19 protein-coding genes are annotated in these 20,921 nt (G+C 38.7%); 14 read left to right on the plus strand and 5 right to left on the minus strand.

The features are described from left to right. Positions 1 to 290 precede the first annotated feature (290 nt). The 5 genes from IEX80_RS07190 to IEX80_RS07210 all read right to left on the minus strand — a co-directional run bounded on the left by IEX80_RS07190 (position 291) and on the right by IEX80_RS07210 (position 5,029). Positions 291 to 539, minus strand: coding sequence for a DUF6755 family protein (locus IEX80_RS07190; RefSeq protein WP_090527418.1), 249 nt, complete (start codon positions 537 to 539; stop codon positions 291 to 293). 34 nt (positions 540 to 573) lie between these two features. Then, positions 574 to 1,110 (minus strand): Rieske (2Fe-2S) protein, encoded by a 537-nt coding sequence (locus IEX80_RS07195; protein WP_188832492.1) that lies wholly within the window; start codon positions 1,108 to 1,110, stop codon positions 574 to 576. Positions 1,111 to 1,118: 8 nt separating this feature from the next. Beyond that, positions 1,119 to 1,610, minus strand: a complete 492-nt coding sequence (locus IEX80_RS07200; protein WP_354437211.1) for a 4Fe-4S dicluster domain-containing protein — start codon at positions 1,608 to 1,610, stop codon at positions 1,119 to 1,121. 104 nt (positions 1,611 to 1,714) lie between these two features. Further along, positions 1,715 to 3,931 (minus strand): molybdopterin oxidoreductase family protein, encoded by a 2,217-nt coding sequence (locus tag IEX80_RS07205; protein WP_090527409.1) that lies wholly within the window; start codon positions 3,929 to 3,931, stop codon positions 1,715 to 1,717. Between the two features lie 36 nt (positions 3,932 to 3,967). Continuing rightward, positions 3,968 to 5,029 (minus strand): MFS transporter, encoded by a 1,062-nt coding sequence (locus tag IEX80_RS07210; RefSeq protein WP_229701554.1) that lies wholly within the window; start codon positions 5,027 to 5,029, stop codon positions 3,968 to 3,970. A 270-nt stretch (positions 5,030 to 5,299) separates the two neighbouring features. Here IEX80_RS07210 and IEX80_RS07215 point away from each other — a divergent pair, with 270 nt between their 5' ends. From IEX80_RS07215 to IEX80_RS07280, 14 genes are all read left to right on the plus strand, one after another. Then, complete coding sequence (locus IEX80_RS07215; protein ID WP_188832493.1) at positions 5,300 to 6,376, plus strand: tellurite resistance/C4-dicarboxylate transporter family protein; 1,077 nt, start codon at positions 5,300 to 5,302, stop codon at positions 6,374 to 6,376. A gap of 376 nt (positions 6,377 to 6,752) precedes the next feature. Next, the gene (locus tag IEX80_RS07220) at positions 6,753 to 8,426 is read left to right on the plus strand and encodes a capsule assembly Wzi family protein (RefSeq protein ID WP_188832494.1); all 1,674 of its coding nucleotides are present in this window, start codon (positions 6,753 to 6,755) and stop codon (positions 8,424 to 8,426) included. 161 nt (positions 8,427 to 8,587) lie between these two features. Next, positions 8,588 to 11,071: an SLBB domain-containing protein gene (locus tag IEX80_RS07225; RefSeq protein WP_188832495.1), complete on the plus strand. Its 2,484-nt coding sequence runs from the start codon at positions 8,588 to 8,590 to the stop codon at positions 11,069 to 11,071. A gap of 41 nt (positions 11,072 to 11,112) precedes the next feature. After that, positions 11,113 to 12,195, plus strand: coding sequence for a GumC domain-containing protein (locus IEX80_RS07230; RefSeq protein WP_188832496.1), 1,083 nt, complete (start codon positions 11,113 to 11,115; stop codon positions 12,193 to 12,195). A 3-nt stretch (positions 12,196 to 12,198) separates the two neighbouring features. After that, positions 12,199 to 12,609 carry a sugar 3,4-ketoisomerase gene (locus IEX80_RS07235; protein WP_188832497.1) on the plus strand — a complete coding sequence of 137 codons (411 nt, stop codon included), beginning with the start codon at positions 12,199 to 12,201 and terminating at the stop codon, positions 12,607 to 12,609. After that, on the plus strand, positions 12,606 to 13,022 hold the full coding sequence (locus IEX80_RS07240) for a sugar 3,4-ketoisomerase (RefSeq protein ID WP_188832498.1): 417 nt from the start codon (positions 12,606 to 12,608) through the stop codon (positions 13,020 to 13,022). Before IEX80_RS07235 ends, IEX80_RS07240 begins: the two co-directional genes overlap by 4 nt. After that, positions 13,012 to 13,563: an acyltransferase gene (locus IEX80_RS07245; protein ID WP_188832499.1), complete on the plus strand. Its 552-nt coding sequence runs from the start codon at positions 13,012 to 13,014 to the stop codon at positions 13,561 to 13,563. Before IEX80_RS07240 ends, IEX80_RS07245 begins: the two co-directional genes overlap by 11 nt. Then, a complete protein-coding gene (locus tag IEX80_RS07250; protein ID WP_188832500.1) occupies positions 13,560 to 14,657 on the plus strand; it encodes a DegT/DnrJ/EryC1/StrS family aminotransferase in 1,098 nt (365 codons plus the stop codon). The genes IEX80_RS07245 and IEX80_RS07250 overlap by 4 nt, the downstream gene beginning before the upstream one ends. A gap of 37 nt (positions 14,658 to 14,694) precedes the next feature. Beyond that, positions 14,695 to 15,942: an O-antigen translocase gene (locus tag IEX80_RS07255; protein ID WP_188832501.1), complete on the plus strand. Its 1,248-nt coding sequence runs from the start codon at positions 14,695 to 14,697 to the stop codon at positions 15,940 to 15,942. Further along, a complete protein-coding gene (locus tag IEX80_RS07260; RefSeq protein WP_188832502.1) occupies positions 15,939 to 16,787 on the plus strand; it encodes a glycosyltransferase family 2 protein in 849 nt (282 codons plus the stop codon). Before IEX80_RS07255 ends, IEX80_RS07260 begins: the two co-directional genes overlap by 4 nt. 102 nt (positions 16,788 to 16,889) lie before the next feature. Beyond that, entirely contained in the window at positions 16,890 to 17,468 is a 579-nt protein-coding gene (locus tag IEX80_RS07265) for an acyltransferase (RefSeq protein ID WP_229701555.1), read from the plus strand. A 23-nt stretch (positions 17,469 to 17,491) separates the two neighbouring features. After that, positions 17,492 to 18,631, plus strand: a complete 1,140-nt coding sequence (locus tag IEX80_RS07270) for an NAD-dependent epimerase/dehydratase family protein (protein WP_188832504.1) — start codon at positions 17,492 to 17,494, stop codon at positions 18,629 to 18,631. Positions 18,632 to 18,634: 3 nt separating this feature from the next. Continuing rightward, entirely contained in the window at positions 18,635 to 19,516 is an 882-nt protein-coding gene (locus IEX80_RS07275) for a glycosyltransferase family 2 protein (RefSeq protein ID WP_188832505.1), read from the plus strand. Between the two features lie 670 nt (positions 19,517 to 20,186). Further along, positions 20,187 to 20,888: an O-antigen ligase family protein gene (locus IEX80_RS07280; protein ID WP_262892441.1), complete on the plus strand. Its 702-nt coding sequence runs from the start codon at positions 20,187 to 20,189 to the stop codon at positions 20,886 to 20,888. Positions 20,889 to 20,921: the final 33 nt, after the last annotated feature.

Below are 20,921 nucleotides of genomic sequence, written 5' to 3' on the forward strand. Positions count from 1 at the left end.
TGCCCCCGGCAATCGGTCTTTTCCTTTCTTTATTTCCATGTTGCTTGTTCACTTTCTGCGAGTTAAGTCATCAGGATATAAGCTGCACACCGCTTCCCGGCGTCGCCATCATTCACCTTTGGAAATATTAAAACGCGGGGAAATTAGGCCGGACAGACGGACATCCACCGGTAAACCAATCATGTATATATTGATAAGATTGAAAAATTTATAGCCGCCGGAATAGCATACCGAAAAATTAAATAAAAACCGGGCAAAAGATAAAATTATTGTAATGGGGTTATAGCATCTTATTTTGTTACTCTTGGGCCCGAAGGCAAAAAATACAACCAGCCAAAACCGATTAAGAAAAGAATTGATGAGGCGATAAAAGATGGGAAGGCTATATCTGTATTTTTTTCCAATGCGTTATTTAGCGCGGTGTACAATAGCCATACCTGGATACTCACATTTAATATCAGGATCATGATCAATGCCAGCATGAGTGTGTTGGTTTTATTAGGATGTGCCTGATTTTGGGCTTCGCGGAAATTACTCATAACTTAATTATAATGTTTGTAAAGGTTAATGACCTTATGATCTGGATTGACGATTCGGATCTGGTTTGTCGTTATCAGGTTTAAAATCTTTGACGTATACTTCTTCCCCTTTAATCACTACAGTTAAACGGGGTAACGGCCGGGGTGGTGGGCCGGCAAGCACTTCGCCGGTAAAAGCGTCGAACAAACCATTATGACAAGGGCATTCAATTTTTCCGCTGCCGGGTTTATAAAAAACCGCGCAGGATAAATGGGTGCATTTTTGTTCGTAAGCCCTAAACTCATCATTTTCCATACGAATAAGGATATAAGGAATAGTACTGCCATTGATCACAAACGAGCGGGTCCCCCCTACCGGAAGCTCGTGCTTCTTACAAACAAAGTGTTCACCCACCATTTTATCCGGTGGAAAAAAATTAGCTTTTATGGCAACATACCCGCTTCCAACGGCCAACCCACCAGATACGAGGCATAAAAATTTTGCAAAATCACGTCGGCTTACCTGGGTAGATTCAAGCTGATAGACCGGAAAATCTTCTTTCCAGTGATTATCCTTTTTATCTGTGGCCATAAATAATGTCAGTCTATAATTAATGAAGTACTTCCTTTGGGCATCATGATGTTTACTTTGGTGCTCACACTTTCTTTTCCGAAAATAAAATTGTTAACAGGAGTACTGTTTGGGCGCATCTTTGCAATTTCTTCTCTTGTACCATAATACAGTGCCTGTGTTGGGCAAACGGTGGCACACATCGGTTTTTTTCCGGCGCTGGTTCTGTCGTAACACATATTACATTTCATCATCAGGTCATAAGCCTCATCTTTTTTAGGGACGCCGAAAGGGCATGCCATTACGCAGTTTGAACAGCCTATACACCGTGCTGTATTGGCGGTGTGCACTACGCCAAACTCATCTTTCGTTATAGCATCTGCCGGACAAACGTTAGCGCAAACAGGATCGTCACAATGCATACAAACCTGTACGGTGGTTTGTACGGTAACGGCGCGATCAATATAATTGACATGGATCATAGATTCGTGACCGTTTGTTTCACACTCTGAACAAGCCATTTCACAAGCTTTGCATCCAATACATCTTTGCATATCTACAAAGAATTCCTGTTCTGTTCTGTAATTGGTTACGGGCATATCTTATAATTTCGGGTTACAATTTATTAAATACTCGCATACGCGCCTGACGCCGTTGATGGCGGCGATATAACACCCAAAGGCTTCAGGTTACAGGCACAAACTTTAAACTCCGGGATTTTTGATACCGGATCAAGTGTTGCCGGGGTAAACTGATTTGCCGACTTTTTGCCAGGCCAATGGTAAGGCAAAAAAACAGTGTCGGTGCGGATAGTCTCTACAATATTGGCAGGAAACTCATCTGTGCCTCGACGGGTAGATACCTGCACCAGTTCATTTTGTTTAATTCCATATTTCCGGGCAAGTTCCGGGTGTATTTCTAATTTAGGTTCAGGATACAAATCAACCAGTTTACCTATCCTGCGGGTTTGCGTTCCGCTCAGGTATTGAGATACAACCCTGCCGGTTGTTAATATTATCGGGTATTCTTCATCTGTAATTTCACCGGGATCCCGGTAAGTCACCGGGTTAAAGTGGGCTTTACCGTCGGGAGTCGCAAATTTTTTATCTTCCCATAAGCGCGGTGTACCCGGATGATCCAAAGTAGGGCAAGGCCAGAAAACGCCCATTGTGTCTTCAATTTTTTGGTAAGTAATACCATAATAATCCGCAGTGCCGCCTTTTGAAGCAACCCTTAACTCATTGAATAACTCTTCGCTGTTACGATAAGTGAATTTATCTTCGGCACCAAGTCTTTTTGCCAATTCCAATATGATGGATGTATCGCTGCGTGCATGTCCCGGCGGGTTCACGGCTTTGCGGATTCGAACTACACGGCCTTCGGCGGTAGTAACCGTTCCTTCCTCTTCTTCCTGTAACGATCCCGCCAGAATAATATCAGCATGACGGGCGGTTTCATTCATAAAAAAATCAATGCAAACATAAAACTCCAGTTTCTCCAGCGCTTCGCGCACATAATTATTATTAGGCAGAGAAACCAACGGATTAAAACAAATAGATAGCAGCCCTTTTACTTCGCCCCGGTGAATGGCCTCAATAAGTTCGTAGGCGGTGTAACCTTTGCCGGGCATATCTTTTTCATCAATCCCCCAAACCCCGGCTATATACTTTCGGTGTTCAGGATTGGTAATATCACGATTTCCCGGCAGCTGATCACATTTGTGGCCATGCTCTCTCCCCCCCTGTCCGTTTCCCTGGCCTGTAATAGTACCATAGCCGCAATATGGCTTACCAATACGGCCGGTTGCCAGGACAATATTGATACAGCCAAGCACATTATCTACACCTTTTGAATGATGTTCAATACCTCTGGCGTGTAACAAAAAGCTTGTTTTTGCTTTGCCCCACCATTGTGCTGCCAGTTCAATTTTCGCTTTTTCAATACCGGTAATTTCTTCGGCCCATTCCAGCGTGTAATCCTTAACAGCTGCCAATGCCTTATCAAAATCTGTGGTATGGTTGTCAATAAAATCATGATCGAGCATATCATGATCGGCCAGGTATTTAAGTATTGCGCCGTACAAAGCGGAGTCGGTTCCGGGCCTGACCGGTAAATGCAGGTCGGCGGTCCTGGCCAGTGGAATTACCCTGGGGTCAACCACGATTAATTTTGCCCCATGGTCCCGCGCACGCCAAACCCAGTGTGTTAAAGTCGGAAAGGTTTCGCTGATGTTAGCGCCCGCTACAATAATCACTTCTGCCTTCTCCAGGTCGGCATACGTATTTGAGGTACGGTCGAGTCCGAAAGCTTTTTTATTGCCGGCTCCCGCGCTAACCATACATAAACGACCATTATAATCTAAATTGGCGGTTTTTAATGCTACCCGCGCAAACTTACCCATCAGGTAGCTTTTTTCATTGGTAAGCGAAACTCCCGACAGCACAGAAAAAGCGTTCTTTCCGTATTTTTCCTGTATCCGTTTTATTTCAGCCACGGTTTTATCCATCGCTTCATCCCACGAAACCGGAGTAAAGCCTACGCCTTCATTGCGTTGCAAGGGCTGTAAAATCCTGTCTGGATGATTGTTCTGCATATATCGTTGTACGCCTTTTGGGCATAAACGTCCCTGGTTAAAAGGGAACTCCTCCCAGGGATCAAAACCAACCACTTTATCATTTTTAACCAATAGCTTTATACCACACTGCATTCCGCAGAAACAGCAGTGTGTTTTTACCGCTTTATCCGGCTCATCACGGCCGGCAAAACCTTCACGGGGAGGATAATTTAAATGCGGGCCAAACTGTTCTATAAGCTTTTCGGGCGAAACTGGTAAATGGGCCATAAATTTGTATTCTATGTTAAATTACTACTGCGTCAATTAACCGAAAAGGTTACCTCCATTTTGCTGCCTGGCCTTAAGATGAGCCATTGCCAACCTTGAGCGCTTCCCCTCGGGGCTCAGATCAAGGTGCGATGTTCCATCCTCAAGTGTAAAGTCAAAGCCTAATTCTTTGGTTACAATTTTCAAGTCGTTTATATGCAACTGAGTAGCAAATTCCTTGTGGGTATGAGGGCATATCGCCATACCCCTTTTTATGCCTTCCTTTTTGTAAATATGAGCGCCTATCTGGGCCGGCCGTTGTATAATATGAAAAAACTTACCAAACGGAATCCAGATAAGAAACATAATAACTGTTATAGCATGGGTTACGGCCATATAATCATATGCAATGCCTTTCATATATTCATAACCATAGCTCAAGCCCAGGCCGGTAACAGCGATAGCTAAAAGCAGTATTAACGGCAGCAAATCACCCTCAAAAGTTTGCGTAGCAACTAAACCGGCATTAGTGAGGCGACGACGCATAAATATCAATACGCCGGCAATAACTAACCACGAGCACCAGTAAAGGGCCTTAAAAATCACAAAAGCCACAAATGAACCAAGTGCAAATTCAAACATTTTGAATCCGAAGAAATGGGCTTCATACATGTGCACACTTGAGGGGTTTATACTCGTGGCGGGGTTCATGGTAAAATTTATCCAACCAAAGGTTAACGGAAAAGTAACGCAGAAAGCCATTGTGCAACCTGTTGCCATTAAAAAATGGCCTATCCACCGGCTCCGCCCGCGGGGATAAATAAACTTTTGGAAGCCAATATTTTGTATAAACTCTTTTGCAAATGAAATAACATGTAAAAATATCTTCCCGGTAAAAAAAAACTGAAAGGTGCGCTTAAAATACATCCAGGTAGGTGGCCGTTGCAACCATACGGTATAACGGTAAACTATTCCGAAAAAAGCGAACACAGTTCCGAATAAATAAATAATTAATGCGGGGTCGAAATTTTGAAGCTTACGTGAGCCATAAAAAACGAACGAGATTAACAATAAGGAAACTCCTGTAGCTATAAATAGGGCCTTTTTATTAAGAGACATATCCATCTGCTAATTGTATTACGAAGTATGATAATTGCCGGTTTCACTAAGCCGGATTAGATTTTCACCAAAAATATACAGCTATTTCTGATGCGGGTTTTCCTGGTTTCTGTTTGTTATTATAATATGCCGTGGCTATTATAAAACATTTAAAAATACAAAAAAAACAGGTTCTTGTATCGGTTTTAATTACATTAGACTATATTCTTCAATAATTACCTTTTATTAATGCCTCTTTATCTCCTGTTATCATAAACTTATTACGAAAATATGGAAGCTCAGCATACAGCACTACCACCTAAACCAGGCGAACCGATTACGGGCCACTCACTCCAAACTTTTTTTCCGGGTTACTTTGCTTTGGTAATGGCAACCGGGATAGTTTCGGTTGGTGCCTTTTTATATAATATGAAACAGGTTGCCAACATCTTGTTATGTGCTAACGTTATTTTTTATATTGTGCTTTGGGCTGTGCTCATATTCAGGGCAATTAAATACCCTACAGATGTATGGAAAGATATAAGCAGTTCCTCGCGTGGAGTTACTTTTTTAACCATTGTTGCCGCGAATAATGTTTTAGGGAACCAGTTTGGCTTAATGACCTCCTATAAAGATGTAGCCATTTTTTTATGGGAATTTGGCATCGTACTCTGGGTGATGATTACTTACACCTTTTTTATTGTGATCACCGCCAAAGAACCTAAACAAGGAGTGGAAGCGAGTTTAAGCGGTGCCTGGCTGCTCATTGTCGTAGCCACCGAATCTGTAGCTGTGCTGGGGGCTATTATTGCCGGTGAAATGGTTCATAAGGATGTTATTATTTTTATATCGTTTTGCGCTTTCCTCATTGGTGCAATGCACTATATGGTATTTATATCGTTAATTATATACCGCTGGCTTTTTATAAGCATGAAAGCGGAATTGCTAACCCCTCCATATTGGATAAATATGGGTGCCGTAGCCATCACCACGCTGGCGGGTTCTCGTTTATTGATGTATTCACATAATAATGAATGGATAAGCGGCATTAGCTATTTTTTACCCGGGCTCACGGTTTTTTTCTGGGCGTTTGCCACCTGGTGGATCCCGATCCTGTTTTTACTACCTATATGGCGGCATATCATACAAAAGGTTCCTGTGAAATATGATCCCCAATATTGGTCGCTCGTTTTTCCGGCCGGTATGTACGCCGTCGCTACCTTTAATTTTTCCAAGGCGCTTGATCTCCCGTTTATCCTGCCCATTTCCAATATCTTTATTTATTTTTCAATTACAGCATGGGTGATTGTTTTTGCAGGAATGTTAAGAGAGTTCATCCGTTTTTTGTATTCAGAAAAGAGCCTTTAAATATTTCAAAAACTTAAGTATAAAGGCATTGCTTTATTCTAAACTCAAAAGCAACGGAAAGGTAAACAATCAATAATAGTTAAAATCTGTTTTGGAAAAAGCGGCTAAGATTGTCCGGAGTTTTTTATTTAAAGGTCATTGTAATGTTTTGGCATAATTAACCGTATTGGTAATCAAATTGTATTTTTTTTATTAAACTTTAAAAAAGGTTTTGAAATTTCAAAAAAAAGCCGATAATTGCCATCGAAATATCAGAAAACCCGAGCTATTGATTAAAGATTCGCATCTGGATACGATGCACCGGTCAATATTAACAGAAAGATATTTTAATATTACCATTTGGTTAATTTATTAGTTTCCTAAACCTTTCTTTTTGATGAGCATCCGTATAACTATCCGATCCTTATATATTGTAATTTTACTATCCTTCACTGCTGCGTTAAAAGGCTATAGTCAAACCATACCAGTTGGAAGCTATGCTGAGGAGCTATTACGCAGGGATCAGGTAGCAGGAAATACAAACAGTACATCATCACTTGTTATCAGGCCATTAGCTTCAACTATTGCTGATCCTGCGCTTCAGCCATTAATTTCGAGCCATGAGTATATAAAATTCAATTTCATGGGCATGCCATCGGGTTTACGCATCCTTCCGTTTAACTGGTTAAATGAATACAACGTGAACCGTCCCTTTGGCTACAATAATTCCTCATTGTATCCCAATGCAGGCTATCAAAGCATGCTTAGTGGCGGCTTTTGGTTAAAAGCCGGAATTCTCAACGTACAGATAAGACCTGAGCTGGTTTACGCGCAAAATAAAAACTTTTCAACTTTTGCAGATGTACAGGCCCGAAACAATTCGCCGGCACTCATGGGTGCTTATTTTGGCCAAATCAATGGTATTGATGCACCCGAACGATTTGGTACATCTTCTCTAAAACATCTTTATCCCGGGCAATCAAAAATCACTTTGACGTATAAAAGCATTGAAGCCGGCGTATCTACAGAAAACTTGTGGTGGGGACCAGGAATAAGAAATTCAATCATGATGAGCAATTCGGCCCCTGGCTTTTTCCATTGGACCTTTAATTCAACCAAACCCGTTAAAACACTGGTTGGCTCATTTGAGTGGCAGATCATAGGAGGCAACCTAAAACAATCGGGCTTTGCACCAGACGATGTAAGCAAACTTATATACGGCAGCAATTTATATAGCCCCAAACCTAAAGTTACAAGGTATATTTCGGCCTACAGTGTGAACTGGCAGCCTAAATGGCTAAAGGGTTTATACCTTGGCCTTTCCGCTTATGACTATCTTGACAAAGACTCTCTTTATCATAATAAAAACATTATCCGTAAAGTAATTCCGGTTATTACCGGCTCTTCACTTAAGGCGAATGACATCAACAACGGACAAAACGGCGACCAACAGGATTTTGCTTACGCACTCAATATCAGGCAGCTGCTACCTTTATACAAAGCTGAAATTTACTTTGAATGGGCTCGTAACGACCGCACCGGAAGTATTTCTGACTTTTTACAGGAACCCGAGCATTCATCAGCATATACCTTTGGCGGACGCAAACTGTTTGAACTTAGCCGGGGAGGCTTTATCCAAATTAAATCGGAAATAACACAGTTGCAAAGAGCGCCAACCTATTTGCTGCGCGACGAACCTTCATGGTATATCCATTCGCAAAGCCCGAGAGACGGTTATACCAATTATGGCAGATACATAGGTGCCGGAATCGGGCCGGGTGGAAACAGTTTTATTTTTGATATAAGTTACCTCAAAAATTACAACTCATATGGCCTTATGCTGGAAAGACAGTTACATAACAACGATCTGTATTACCAGGCTTTTACTGAAGCCAGAATAAGCAATCTTCACTGGGTAGATCTTGCAGGTACATTTTATGCTAATCATAAATTTAAAAACTACCTGCTCTCGGCCGAAGCTACGCCTGTTTACACATTGAACTATGAATACAGAAATGGTTCGAGCTTTAATTTACATGCCAAGATTAACCTTACTTATTTTTTTAATTAATGAACAATTTTAGCCCATTTTTTTAGTTTATCGATCAACACACCAGTTATACTACAAATTAAAAAAATCACTTTACCCCCTGAAATGGGAAATTGGTTTACTTTTGCAGAAAATATTATCATTTATTGGAGTGCTATTTTATACTCTGATGACTTTCACACATGAACAGACTTCGCTTTCTTATATTTTTAATTGCTGTACTCAGTTTCGGAGCAGTTACTAATATTACCGCCCAAACCAACTTACAAAACATTTCCTCAATTAATGTCGACGATATTTCAGATCAGCAACTGATTCAGCTGTTACAGCAAGCTCAAAAATCAGGATTAACCGACGCTGAGTTACTACAGCAAGCTCAAAGCCGGGGAATGTCAGCCGCACAGGTTCAAAAGTTAGAACTTCGTATAAAAAAATTAAGGACCAAAAGCAACGAATCATCCAATACCAGACCCGATTCGACACTTACACAGCAAGGAAGGCAACTTAATTATAAACCAGATACTACTGATACCCTTTACACCAATAAAGATTTATTTGAAAGCTTAAAGCCCAAAATTTTTGGCGCCGATATTTTTAAAAATAAAAACAGTTCATTTGAACCCAACCTTAAACTGGCTACCCCTCTAAATTATATTGTTGGGCCTAATGACCAGCTTAACATAAATGTTTACGGCAGCTCGTTGGTGAACTGGAAACTGGAAGTATCCCCCGAAGGAAATATAAACATTCCGGGGGTTGGCATTTTAAATGTTGGAAGTAAAACTATTGAACAAGCTACGGCCTTGATAAAAAGCAGGCTTGCAGCTAACAACTATGCGGTTGGCCGCGGTACAAGCGTACAGGTTACCCTCGGTAATATCCGGAGTATCCAGGTAATTATCATAGGGCAGGTAGCTAAACCAGGCACTTATACCCTGCCCTCTCTCGCTACCGTTTTTAATGCATTATATATGGCAGGCGGCCCCAACGATAATGGTAGTTTAAGGCAGATAGAGGTGATCAGGAATAACCGCATTATCAGGCACCTGGATGTTTATGATTTTTTGTTAAAAGGCGATCAGAAAAACAACATTACCCTACAGGATCAGGACATTGTACGCGTACCAACGTACCGGACCAGGGTGCAGCTTGTTGGTGAGATTAAAATACCTGCCTTGTTTGAAGTTTTGCCGGGAGAAAGCCTGGATAACATTATAACTTATGCCGGTGGTTTTACTGATAGCGCATATACTGCCAGGATCAAAGTATCGCAGGTAAGTGATCAGCAGCGCAAAATAACGGATGTGTTGGAAGCCGATTATAAAAACTACATTCCGTTAAGGGGCGATAAGTATACTATTGAATCTATTATATACCGGTTTGAAAACCGGGTAGTAATAAAAGGAGCGGTTTTCCGGCCTGGTGATTATGAACTGCAAAGCGGGTTAACACTACTGCAGCTAATTGACAAAGCTGCGGGATTAAAAGAAGACGCTTTTACCGAACGCGGTACAATTACCCGCCTAAAGCCGGATAACAGTACCGAAATAATGGGATTTAATGTTAAGGACGTTATCAATAAATCTGTAAATATCCCCTTGCAGCGTGAAGATATTGTTAACATCTCATCCATATTTGATTTAAGGGATAAATACACCGTTACTATTAATGGTAATGTAAGGAAACCAGGAAAGTTTGCTTTTTCAGAAAACATGAAAGTAGAAGACCTGATTTTAAAAGCCGGCGGTTTTGCCGAAGGCGCAAGTACAAACCGTATTGAAGTAGCCCGGAGGATAACCGATGCCGATCCTTCATCTAAAAACAGTTCAGTATCGCAGGTTTTTAGCGTTAATATTGACGGTAAACTAAAACCGGCAGACGCTAACTTTGTGCTTACCCCCTTTGATATTGTTTCGGTATATAGCCTGCCCGGATATGAAAAGCAAAAAACAGTAAAGGTTGAGGGCGAAGTTTTATACCCTGGCTCCTATACCATCAAAAGTAAAAACGAAAAAATATCCGACCTGATTGCCAGGGCTGGCGGTCTTACCGCCTCGGCCGATGCAGCGGGTGGTTCGCTAAAACGCGATAATTTTGCAATACTGGGTATCGATAAAAACAAAGCAGATACTGCATCAGTAAATGCTGAACGCTCGGCCCGGATCAACAGGTTAAAACAATCATACAAAGATTCGACAAACATCGCGACCGATACTACACAACTAAGAAATAACTATGTAGGTATTGAATTGGATAAGATCCTGAAATCACCAGGATCAAAAACCGACCTGCTTCTGGAGAATGGCGACGTTATAAGGGTTCCGAAACAGCAGCAGGTTGTGCGTGTTAATGGCCAGGTACTTTATCCAAGTGCCGTGGTGTTTGACAAATCAAAATCATTTAATGATTTTGTTTCAAATGCTGGTGGTTACGGTCCCGATGCGTTAAGACGTGGTGCCTATGTGGTTTATCCAAACGGAACTGTAAAAGGCACACGTAAATTCCTGTTTTTTAATAACCATCCTTCGGTGAAACCGGGTAGCGAAATATATGTTCCTAAGAAATCTGAGGGTAAAGGCAATACTGCCCAAACAATTTTAGGATTTACTACAGGGCTGGCTTCATTAGGTGCTATTATTTTGGGGATCTTAAGTTTGAATAAATAATTAATATCAACAGAAATTTTTCGGCTTAATTATGTTAATTAATGGAAACTAACCCACATAATAGTACAGTTTCAAGTCAATCAGCGAACGATATTTCACTTGCCGATCTTGTTAAAAAAATTAAAAGCTTTACGCAATATCTTCGCAGTAAATTATTAATGATAGTTTTGACCGGGTTCCTGGGCTTAATCTTAGGTCTTGTATATAGCATATTCAAAAAGCCCGAGTACAGGGCGGTTTATACCTTTGTACTTGAGGAAGAAGAAAAGGGTGGACTTGGCCAATATGCAGGTTTGGCGTCATTGGCAGGCATTGATGTAAGCAGTGGTGGCGGCGGCATTTTTCATGGCGATAACATCCTTGAACTTTACAAATCACGTAACATGATTAGTAAAACTTTGTTAAGCACGGCCATATTTAACGGCAAACCACAAAAACTTATCGACAGATATATTGAATTTAATAACCTTAGGAAAAAATGGGAAGATAAGTCCACATTGAAAAATATCAGCTTCAATGGAAATCCCGATTCATTTAACCGATTGCAGGATAGTATTATCATTGATTTAACTAAAACTATAAACAAAAGCGCACTTAACGTTGACAAACCAGACAAAAAACTTAGTATTATAGAAGTTGACGTATTTTCAAAAGATGAGTTATTTGCAAAAGAATTTGCCAATAATATAGTTAATACAGTAAACAGTTTTTATGTGTTAACAAAAACTAAAAAGCAGCTTCAAAATGTAACTATACTTCAAAAGCAGGCGGATAGTGTCAAATCGATACTTAACAGCTCTATTGTAGGTGTTGCTTCCGCGGCAGATGCTTCACCAAATGCAAACCCGGCATTATCAATTTTAAGGGTCCCTTCGCAACGCAGGCAGATTGATGTTCAAACAAGCACCGCCGTTTATGCTGAAATAGTAAAAAATCTTGAATTATCTAAAATTCAACTCAGAAAGGAAACGCCGCTTATTCAAGCCATCGATACACCGGTATTGCCTTTAATGGTAAGCAAACTGGGTAAAATCAAAGCCTCAATATTAGGTTTTATGGCCGGTGTTTTTTTGGCCTGCATGGGAGCTACTGTAAGGAAAATTTCCACTAAAATAATAAATTAACAGATGGTTGATAATTTTAATGCCCCCCAAATAATAAAACTTCCTCAGATATTGGATGAGAGAGGTAACCTTTCGTTTTTGGAGGAACACAACCATATCCCGTTTAAAATCGAACGGGTTTATTGGATATACGACGTGCCGGGTGGTGAAGAACGCGGCGGGCATGCCTATAAAGAAAACAGAGAATTTATTATCGCCTTATCCGGAAGCTTTGATGTGATATTAGATAATGGAAAAGAAATAAAAAGCTACTCATTAAACAGGTCATACTATGGTTTATATGTACCTGAAGGAATTTGGAGGCATATGGAAAATTTTTCGACTAATTCATTGGCTTTTATTGCCGCGTCCACGGCTTATCAGGAAGATGACTATATAAGAGATTACGAGGTATTTAAGCAAAATAAATCATGAGAGCTTCGGTATACAATTGCAATGTAATTGAATTGAAAAAAATTCATAATAGAGCAGGAAATATTACATCTATTCATGGCTTATCAGAAATACCGTTTGATATTCAAAGGGTTTATTACCTATATGATGTTCCTGGCGGCGAAATACGCGGCGGGCATGCCCATTATGGATTGCAACAACTAATTGTAGCAGCCAGTGGAAGCTTTGACGTGGTGATTGATGATGGCCATATGAAAAAAACAATTACGCTTAACAGGCCTAATTTTGGATTATATATAACGCCTGGCATTTGGCGCGATCTTGTCAATTTTTCATCTGGAGCGGTGCTTCTAGTTTTGGCATCCAATAAATATGATGAAAAAGATTATATCAGGGATTACCAAGAATACTTAAATCAAAAAAATGGCCTTTAATATTCATCGCTTGGCTGATGTTCAGTCCAATAATATAGGTAACAATACTTCAATATGGCAGTTTTGTGTGATACTGAAAGACGCCGTAATTGGTTCAAATGTTAATATTAATTGTAATTGTTTTTTAGAGAATGATGTAATAATTGGTAATAATGTTACGATTAAATCTGGCGTGCAAATATGGGACGGGATAACAATAGAAGATAATGTATTTATTGGCCCCAATGCTACATTTACTAATGATCTGATACCTCGCTCAAAAATCTATCCTGAAGAATTTAAAAGAACACTTATAAAAAAAGGTGCTTCTATTGGTGCAAATGCCACTATTGTTGCCGGTATCGAGATAGGCGAGTTTTCATTTATCGGAGCAGGTAGTGTTGTTACTAAATCTATCCCACCTTATACAGTTTGGTACGGTAATCCGGCTGTTCACAAAGGCTACATTACCCAAAATGCAAAAATTTTAGATATAAATTTATTGGATAAAGAAAGCAATATTCAATATGTTTTTGATGGATATAAACCTGTTATAAAATGATTAAGTTTTTAGATCTGCTGGCAATTAATAAACAACATAAAGAGGAATTGAAGAAAGCGTTTGAGCGTGTTTTGGATTCGGGCTGGTATATAATGGGCAATGAATTAAAGAAATTCGAAACCGAGTTTGCAACGTATTGCGGAGCTAAGCACGCAATAGGCGTGGCCAACGGGCTGGATGCATTAATTTTAATTATCAGGGCCTATAAAGAGATGGGGATATTTCAGGACGGTGATGAAATTATTGTACCTGCCAATACCTATATAGCCAGTATTTTGGCCATATCTGCTAATAATTTAGTTCCTGTGTTGGTTGAGCCTAATATCGATACTTATAATATTGACCCTGCACTAATTGAATCTCACATAACAGCAAAAACAAAAGCTATTTTGCCGGTTCATCTATATGGCCAACTGTGTGATATGAAGTCAATAAATGCTATTGCCCAAAAACATCAGTTAAAAGTAATTGAAGATAGTGCACAAGCTCACGGCGCAACAAGCGATGGCAAACGAGCGGGCAATTTTGGTGATGCCACTGGCTTTAGTTTTTATCCGGGTAAAAACTTAGGTGCCTTAGGGGATGCAGGTGCTATCACCACTAATGATGATTCATTAAATGGATCTATACGGGCTTTACTAAATTATGGCTCACATAAAAAGTATGAAAACCTATATAAAGGAGTTAACAGCCGTTTAGATGAGTTACAGGCTGCTTTATTAAGCATTAAATTAAAAACACTTGATCAGGAAACAGCAACTAAAAGAGCAATAGCAAATCGTTACCTGGCGGAAATAAACAATGGTAAAATTATTTTACCAAAAGTGGCTGAACAAAGTGCACATGTTTGGCATTTATTTGTGGTAAGAACAGATGCGCGTGGGCATTTACAGCAGTATCTTACAGATAAAGGCATTCAAACAGTTATTCATTATCCTATACCCCCTCATCAGCAAGAGGCTTATAAAGAGTGGAACCACTTGAGTTATCCAATAAGCGAAATGATTCATCGTGAAGTTTTAAGTTTGCCTTTAAGCCCCGTATTAAAGCCCGAAGAGGTTGATTACATTATAGAAAGCATAAATGAATATTAAAGAAGTTTTAAAGGAAAACATCATTTAATCAGAGCACTTGAAACTTATAAAGACTTCTTTTTTTTCGGCTATAATTACTTTTATTCGCATCGCTTCAGGCTTTGTCGCAAGCAAAGTTGTGGCTTTATTTACCGGTCCGGCTGGTATAGCGCTAATTGGACAATTTTCTAATTTTATAACCATCGCTTTAACATTTGCTAATGGCGCAATTAATACGGGTGTAATAAAATATACTGCAGAATTTGAGGGGGATGAACAGCAATTAAAAACACTATTTAGTACAGCGTTTAAAATAAGTGTAGCTTGCTCGGCCATATTTGGCTTAGTGTTACTTTGCATAGCAACTTATATTTCTCAATGGTTATTTCATTCATCACTCTATATAAATCCGCTACGTGTTTTGGGTGTTACTATTATTTTATATGCCCTTAATTCGTTATTGATCTCGATTTTAAACGGAAAAAAGGAAATAAAAAAATACACCTTGGTCAATACGATAGGTAGTATTGTTGGTTTAGTTTTTACAGTTGTATTAGTTTATTTTTATAAAATTACCGGTGCACTTTACGCTTTGGTTTTAGCCCAATCCATTGTATTCTTTGTCACCTTAACAATGATTGTAAAAAGTAGCTGGTTTTCGAAATCTTATTTTAACCAGTCTTTTAACAAAGAAACAGCACGCAAACTATCAGGATTTAGCTTAATGGCTATAGTTTCGGCTTTAACTGTACCTGTTTCGCAGATTATTCTGCGTAATATGGTAATTAATAAATTGGGGATGAACGATGCCGGTTATTGGCAGGGTATAATGCGTATTTCTGATGGTTATCTGCTATTGGTTACTACCTCTTTAAGCACCTATTACTTGCCTAAGTTATCATCATTGAATAATGACGACGATCTGCGTAAAGAAATATACCACGGGTATAAAATTATACTTCCCGTCGTTTTTACAAGTTGTTTGCTCATTTACTGGCTGCGCTTCTTTATAACCCATATGTTATACTCCAAAGAATTTGAAGCCATGACCCAATTATTTGCATTTCAGTTAATTGGCGATTTTTTTAAAATGGCAGCGTGGATACTGGCTTACTTGATGTTAGCCAAAGCCATGACTAAGGCATTCATAATAACAGAAGTCGTATTCAGCGTAAGTTATGTTTTGTTAGGATATGTTTGCATACATTTGTTTAACCTAAACGGTATCACTATAGCATTTGCAATTAATTATTTTATTTATTTAATAATTATGATTGCACTTTTCAGAAAATTATTGTTCAAATGAAGTATCCTTTAGTATCCATCATCGTTCCTTGCTATAATCACGAAAAATATGTGTTTGGGGCTTTAAATAGTATCGCGGATGACACTTATCCCAACAAAGAAATTGTTGTTATTAATGATGGCTCCACTGATAATTCAAATAATGTAATAAACCAGTGGATAAACAGGCATGAAGCTATTGTATCGATAAAGTATATAAATCGCGAAAATAAGGGACTTTGTGCCACGCTTAATGAATTATTACGATTATCAAAAGGTAAATATATATTGCCTCTTGCAAGCGATGACGCATTATATGGTGATACAATTACTAAGAGAGTTGAAATATTAGAAGAAAATGAAAGCACAGGAAAGCTGGTGTTGGTTAGTGACGCTTTAGTAATTGATGGGGATAATAAAGTTATCCTGCAAAGTTCTATGGCTGAATACAACTCAGGAAATAAATCAAAGTATGAAACGGAAGAAGGGATAATGGAAGAGGTTATAAAAAATCCTTCAATCTCCGGTGCAACAAGTTTGCTTAATAGAAAGATATTTGACATAGTTGGTTATTACCCAGAAGATTTGAAAGCGGAGGATTGGTATTTTTATCAGAGAGCTGCTGCAAATAAAGCCGTATTATTTTGGAACCAGCCGGTTTCTTTGTACCGTGTCCATTCAGCAAATACATCAGGATTAGCAACACCTATAGGGAAGCAATTAGCCCTACATAAAAGTGTAATAAAAACATACTATCGTAATTACAGCAAGTTTCCACAAAGTAAGTTTAAAATACAGGCTTTAATTCAGCTTTTAAAATTTGTTATTATTTACAATAGATTAAAAATAAAGGCTCTTCTGAAATAGCTTTCGCTGCTTCAAAAGAGCTTGTAAGTTGATATTCGGTAAATAGATTATATTATAACTAACATTTGACGTTGGGTGAAATTATACACGAAATTTAAATATTTGATTTATTACCTATTTGTTTATCCATATTATAAAGTGGTATTTAAACGCATAGGTCATCGTTCCAAAATTATCTCACCGCTTAAAATCGATGGCTATTCAAACATTTCTATCGGGAACAGGGTTAACATTGAATACAAAACCTGGCTTGCCGCAGTCGCGCATACCAATTCGCCAACCTGCGTTTTAATTATTGAAGATGGCGCAAGCATCGGGCACTTCAATCACCTCTATGCGACGTCAAAAATTCGCATCGGCAAAAAGGTACTAACTGCTGATAGGGTTTATATTACCGATAATCTCCATTCTTATAAGGATGTCACCAAGGCCATAATGGATCAGCCAATTCAGCAGATAAACGAAGTTGAAATAGGCGAAGGAGCCTGGATTGGTGAAAACGCATGTATTATTGGCGCAAGTATTGGAAAAGGTTGCGTTATAGGTGCTAATAGCGTGGTAACAAAAGACATTCCTGATTACTGCGTGGCGGTAGGTGCGCCCGCTAAAATAATTAAGCGGTACAACTTTGAGTTAAATGAATGGCTAAAAACAGCCCCCGATGGGAGTTTCATTAATTGAAACGGCTTTAAACTAATATAAATATGAATAAAGTACTAATTACAGGCGGAGCAGGTTTTATTGGAAGTAACCTTGCATTATTGTTATTAAGCAAAGGTTTTGAGGTTACTGTTCTTGATAATCTATCGCCCCAGATCCATGGCGATAATGCGGAGAATGAGTCGCCGTTATATTTGGCTATTAAAGATAAAGTTAACTTTATAAAGGGTAGTGTAACTTCAAGAGCAGACTGGGAAAAGGTTATTGCAGGGCACAACGTTATTGTGCACTACGCGGCTGAAACCGGCACAGGCCAGTCTATGTATGAAATTGCACGATATACCGAGGTTAATATTCAAGGTACTGCCTTGATGCTTGATATCTTGGCCAACAGCACCCACCAGGTTAAAAAGGTCGTTATAGCATCCTCCCGATCTATTTATGGAGAGGGTAAATACTATGCCGAAGATCTGGATCGATATGTTTACCCGGAGCACCGTACATCGGCCTATATGGATGGCGGAGATTTTGAAGTAAAACATCCTGGTTATTCAAAAGCGTTAAAGCTTGTAGCTACTGACGAAAATTCAAAGATCCATCCATCATCGGTATACGGTATTACCAAACAAAACCAGGAACAAATGATCATGACAGTTTGCCCAACTATCGGCATTGCTCCGGTAGCTTTCAGGTATCAAAATGTATACGGACCCGGCCAGTCATTATCAAATCCTTATACAGGCATTCTTTCGATATTTTCTACACTTATAAAAAACAACAAAGGGATAAATGTTTTTGAAGATGGAAAAGAGAGTAGAGATTTTGTATTTATTGATGACGTTGTTAATGCCACTTATTTAGGTATTATAAATGATAAAGCCGATGGACATGTTTTTAATGTTGGTGCTGGCGTGGCAACAGATGTGCTTACAGTTGCCAAAACATTAATAAAGCAATACAGCATTGAAGTACCGCTTAATATATCAGGCAACTATCGCCTTGGCGATATCAGGCATAATTATGCTGATTTAACTAAGATTAACAAAACGCTTGGGTTTGTTCCTTCCGTTAATTTTGAAACTGGCATTGCCAGGTTTGTTAAATGGGTTAACGGGCAGCAGGTAAACGCAGGTAAATACGAAGATTCGATTGCCGAAATGAAAGAGAAAGGTCTTTTTAAATAAATTATGGCAAAACTTGGTTTAGTAACTGTGCTGTTTAACAGCGAAAAAGTATTACCTGGCTTTTTTAAAAGTATTGGAGGGCAATCTTTTACCGATTACCATTTATATCTCATAGATAATAACCCTAACGAGCAATCTGATGCCTTGATACAATCACTTGCAAAAAACAATAATGTTACAGCATTTACCTACATCAAAAACAACGCAAATGTAGGCGTGGCAAAAGGTAATAACCAGGGCATTGAATTATCTATAAAAGACGGATCGACCCATACATTGTTACTTAATAATGATATTGAATTTTATCAGCCAAATCTGTTACTGGATTTATTAAACCATTCGGTACAAAAGAACGACGCTATCGTTATCCCCAAGATCTTTTTCTTTGATAACAAAAAAGTGCAGGTGGCCGGAGCTAAGTTCCTATTATACAAGGGCACAACCGTTGGTATTGGTGAAGGAGCCGATGACGCACCACAATATTGCGTTGAAAAATATGTTGATTTTGCTCCAACCTGTTTCGCCCTGTTTAATAATGAAGTATTTGAAACTGTTGGGCTGATGGACGAAAAGTATTTTGTTTATTACGACGATACAGATTTTATGTACAGGGCTCACTATTTGTACGGATATAAGATCAAACTATTACCACAGTTACATATCTATCATAAAGAAAGCTCATCTACAGGCGGCGACAGAACTTTGTTCTCCATATTTTATGGTACACGAAACAGGATTTATTTCATAAGAAAAAACTTTAAAGGGTTACAGTTTTTAAGTTCATTATCCTATACACTGACAACAAGGGCACTGCGGTACATTCAATTTAATGCTGGTCAAAGGGGCCAGCTTTTAAAAGGGCTGCGCGAAGGATTTAAGTTATAATTTTTTTAATATTAAAATGACCACTGCAATAAAGGACCGTAGTTTTAAGGATAGCGTTATTGTACTGATAGTGCTCCTGATAGGCTTCCAATCGTTTCCTATCATTAAAGTGGGTGGTGTGTTTAAAATATATGAGTTATTGGCTTTAATACTTCTTTTCACAGAAATAGCTTTCATCGAGAAATTTAAATTTGCTAATAGCGTATCATTGGCGGCTTGCTGTTTTTTTGTATTGTCGCCAATTATTAGTTATATCTGTTCCAATTTATTTCTGGGATATCCAAGCGGCTTTTATTATAAATATCCGGATGCAGCATCGTTCAAGTTTAACTACTATGTATTTCCTTTCCTTCAGCTCATTTATATGTTTTTCAATTTCACGGCATTTAATGCCATTTCAATTTCAAAATATATTTATGATCACTTTGAAGTAATCTTAAAAAGAATTGTGTTAATAGGTACGTTTATTGCTTTTTGTTCGCTATTTGCACTATTTGTTAAAGATATCATCATATTGTTGCCTTCTTTTATTCAAAACAAAACTTATTACGATTTCCGTAGCTCGGGCTTTTCGCAGGAGCCAAGCTTTTATATTTTATACCAGGCTTGGATTTGTTTGATAGGTTGGTATACAAAGCCTCTTTTTAAAACCTATAGCTGGTATTTGATCATGGCCATTAATGTTTCGTCATTATTGCTAACATTCTCAACTGCAATGTTTGGCTTTGCACTTATTTTGGGCAGCTCCGTTTTTCTTTTTAAATCTCCAATTAGAATTAAACTGGGAATAATTTTCGTTATAGCAGTTTTATTATTGCTGGGGTATATAGCATTACTTTATTTTGATCTCTATCCTGTTTTTGAATACATATTTGTATCCAAACTATCGGGTTTTTTTTCAATACCAGAAACCACCACTGACAGTGGCAGCTATAGAAGCTACACTTCATCAATAGGTATCCGGATTTTCAAAGATCATTGGCTTACAGGCGTCGGCGTTGGCAATAGTATATATTACATGTATATATATGAATTTAAAATGGGCATCAGAGAGTTTGGAGAAATGCTTAGCCCCGGTATATTTCCCCAAAATTCCTTCTCGAGTGTTTTGGCTGATCAGGGTATTGTTGGCGGGCTGTCATTTTTAGCATTTTTAGGTGGAGCTTTAAGGAAATTTTGGATCAATAAAAACAAAAGCCGTTATAACCAAATGTTTTTACTCGGTACGCTTTTTAATTTTTTAGCGATGCTTTCCATAGCGCCCACCTATTCCCTGTATTTGTGGGTTTTTATTGCCCTGGGGTTGTGTTTTATAAAGTATTTCAACGTAGAACAAAGTAACATAAGCGGAATGGCCAGCAAACTGACCTAAGCTATCAGGCAGCTAAATAATAGTCCACGGTTA

It is taken from the genome of Mucilaginibacter rubeus (genome assembly GCF_014643835.1).
Taxonomy (GTDB): domain Bacteria; phylum Bacteroidota; class Bacteroidia; order Sphingobacteriales; family Sphingobacteriaceae; genus Mucilaginibacter; species Mucilaginibacter rubeus.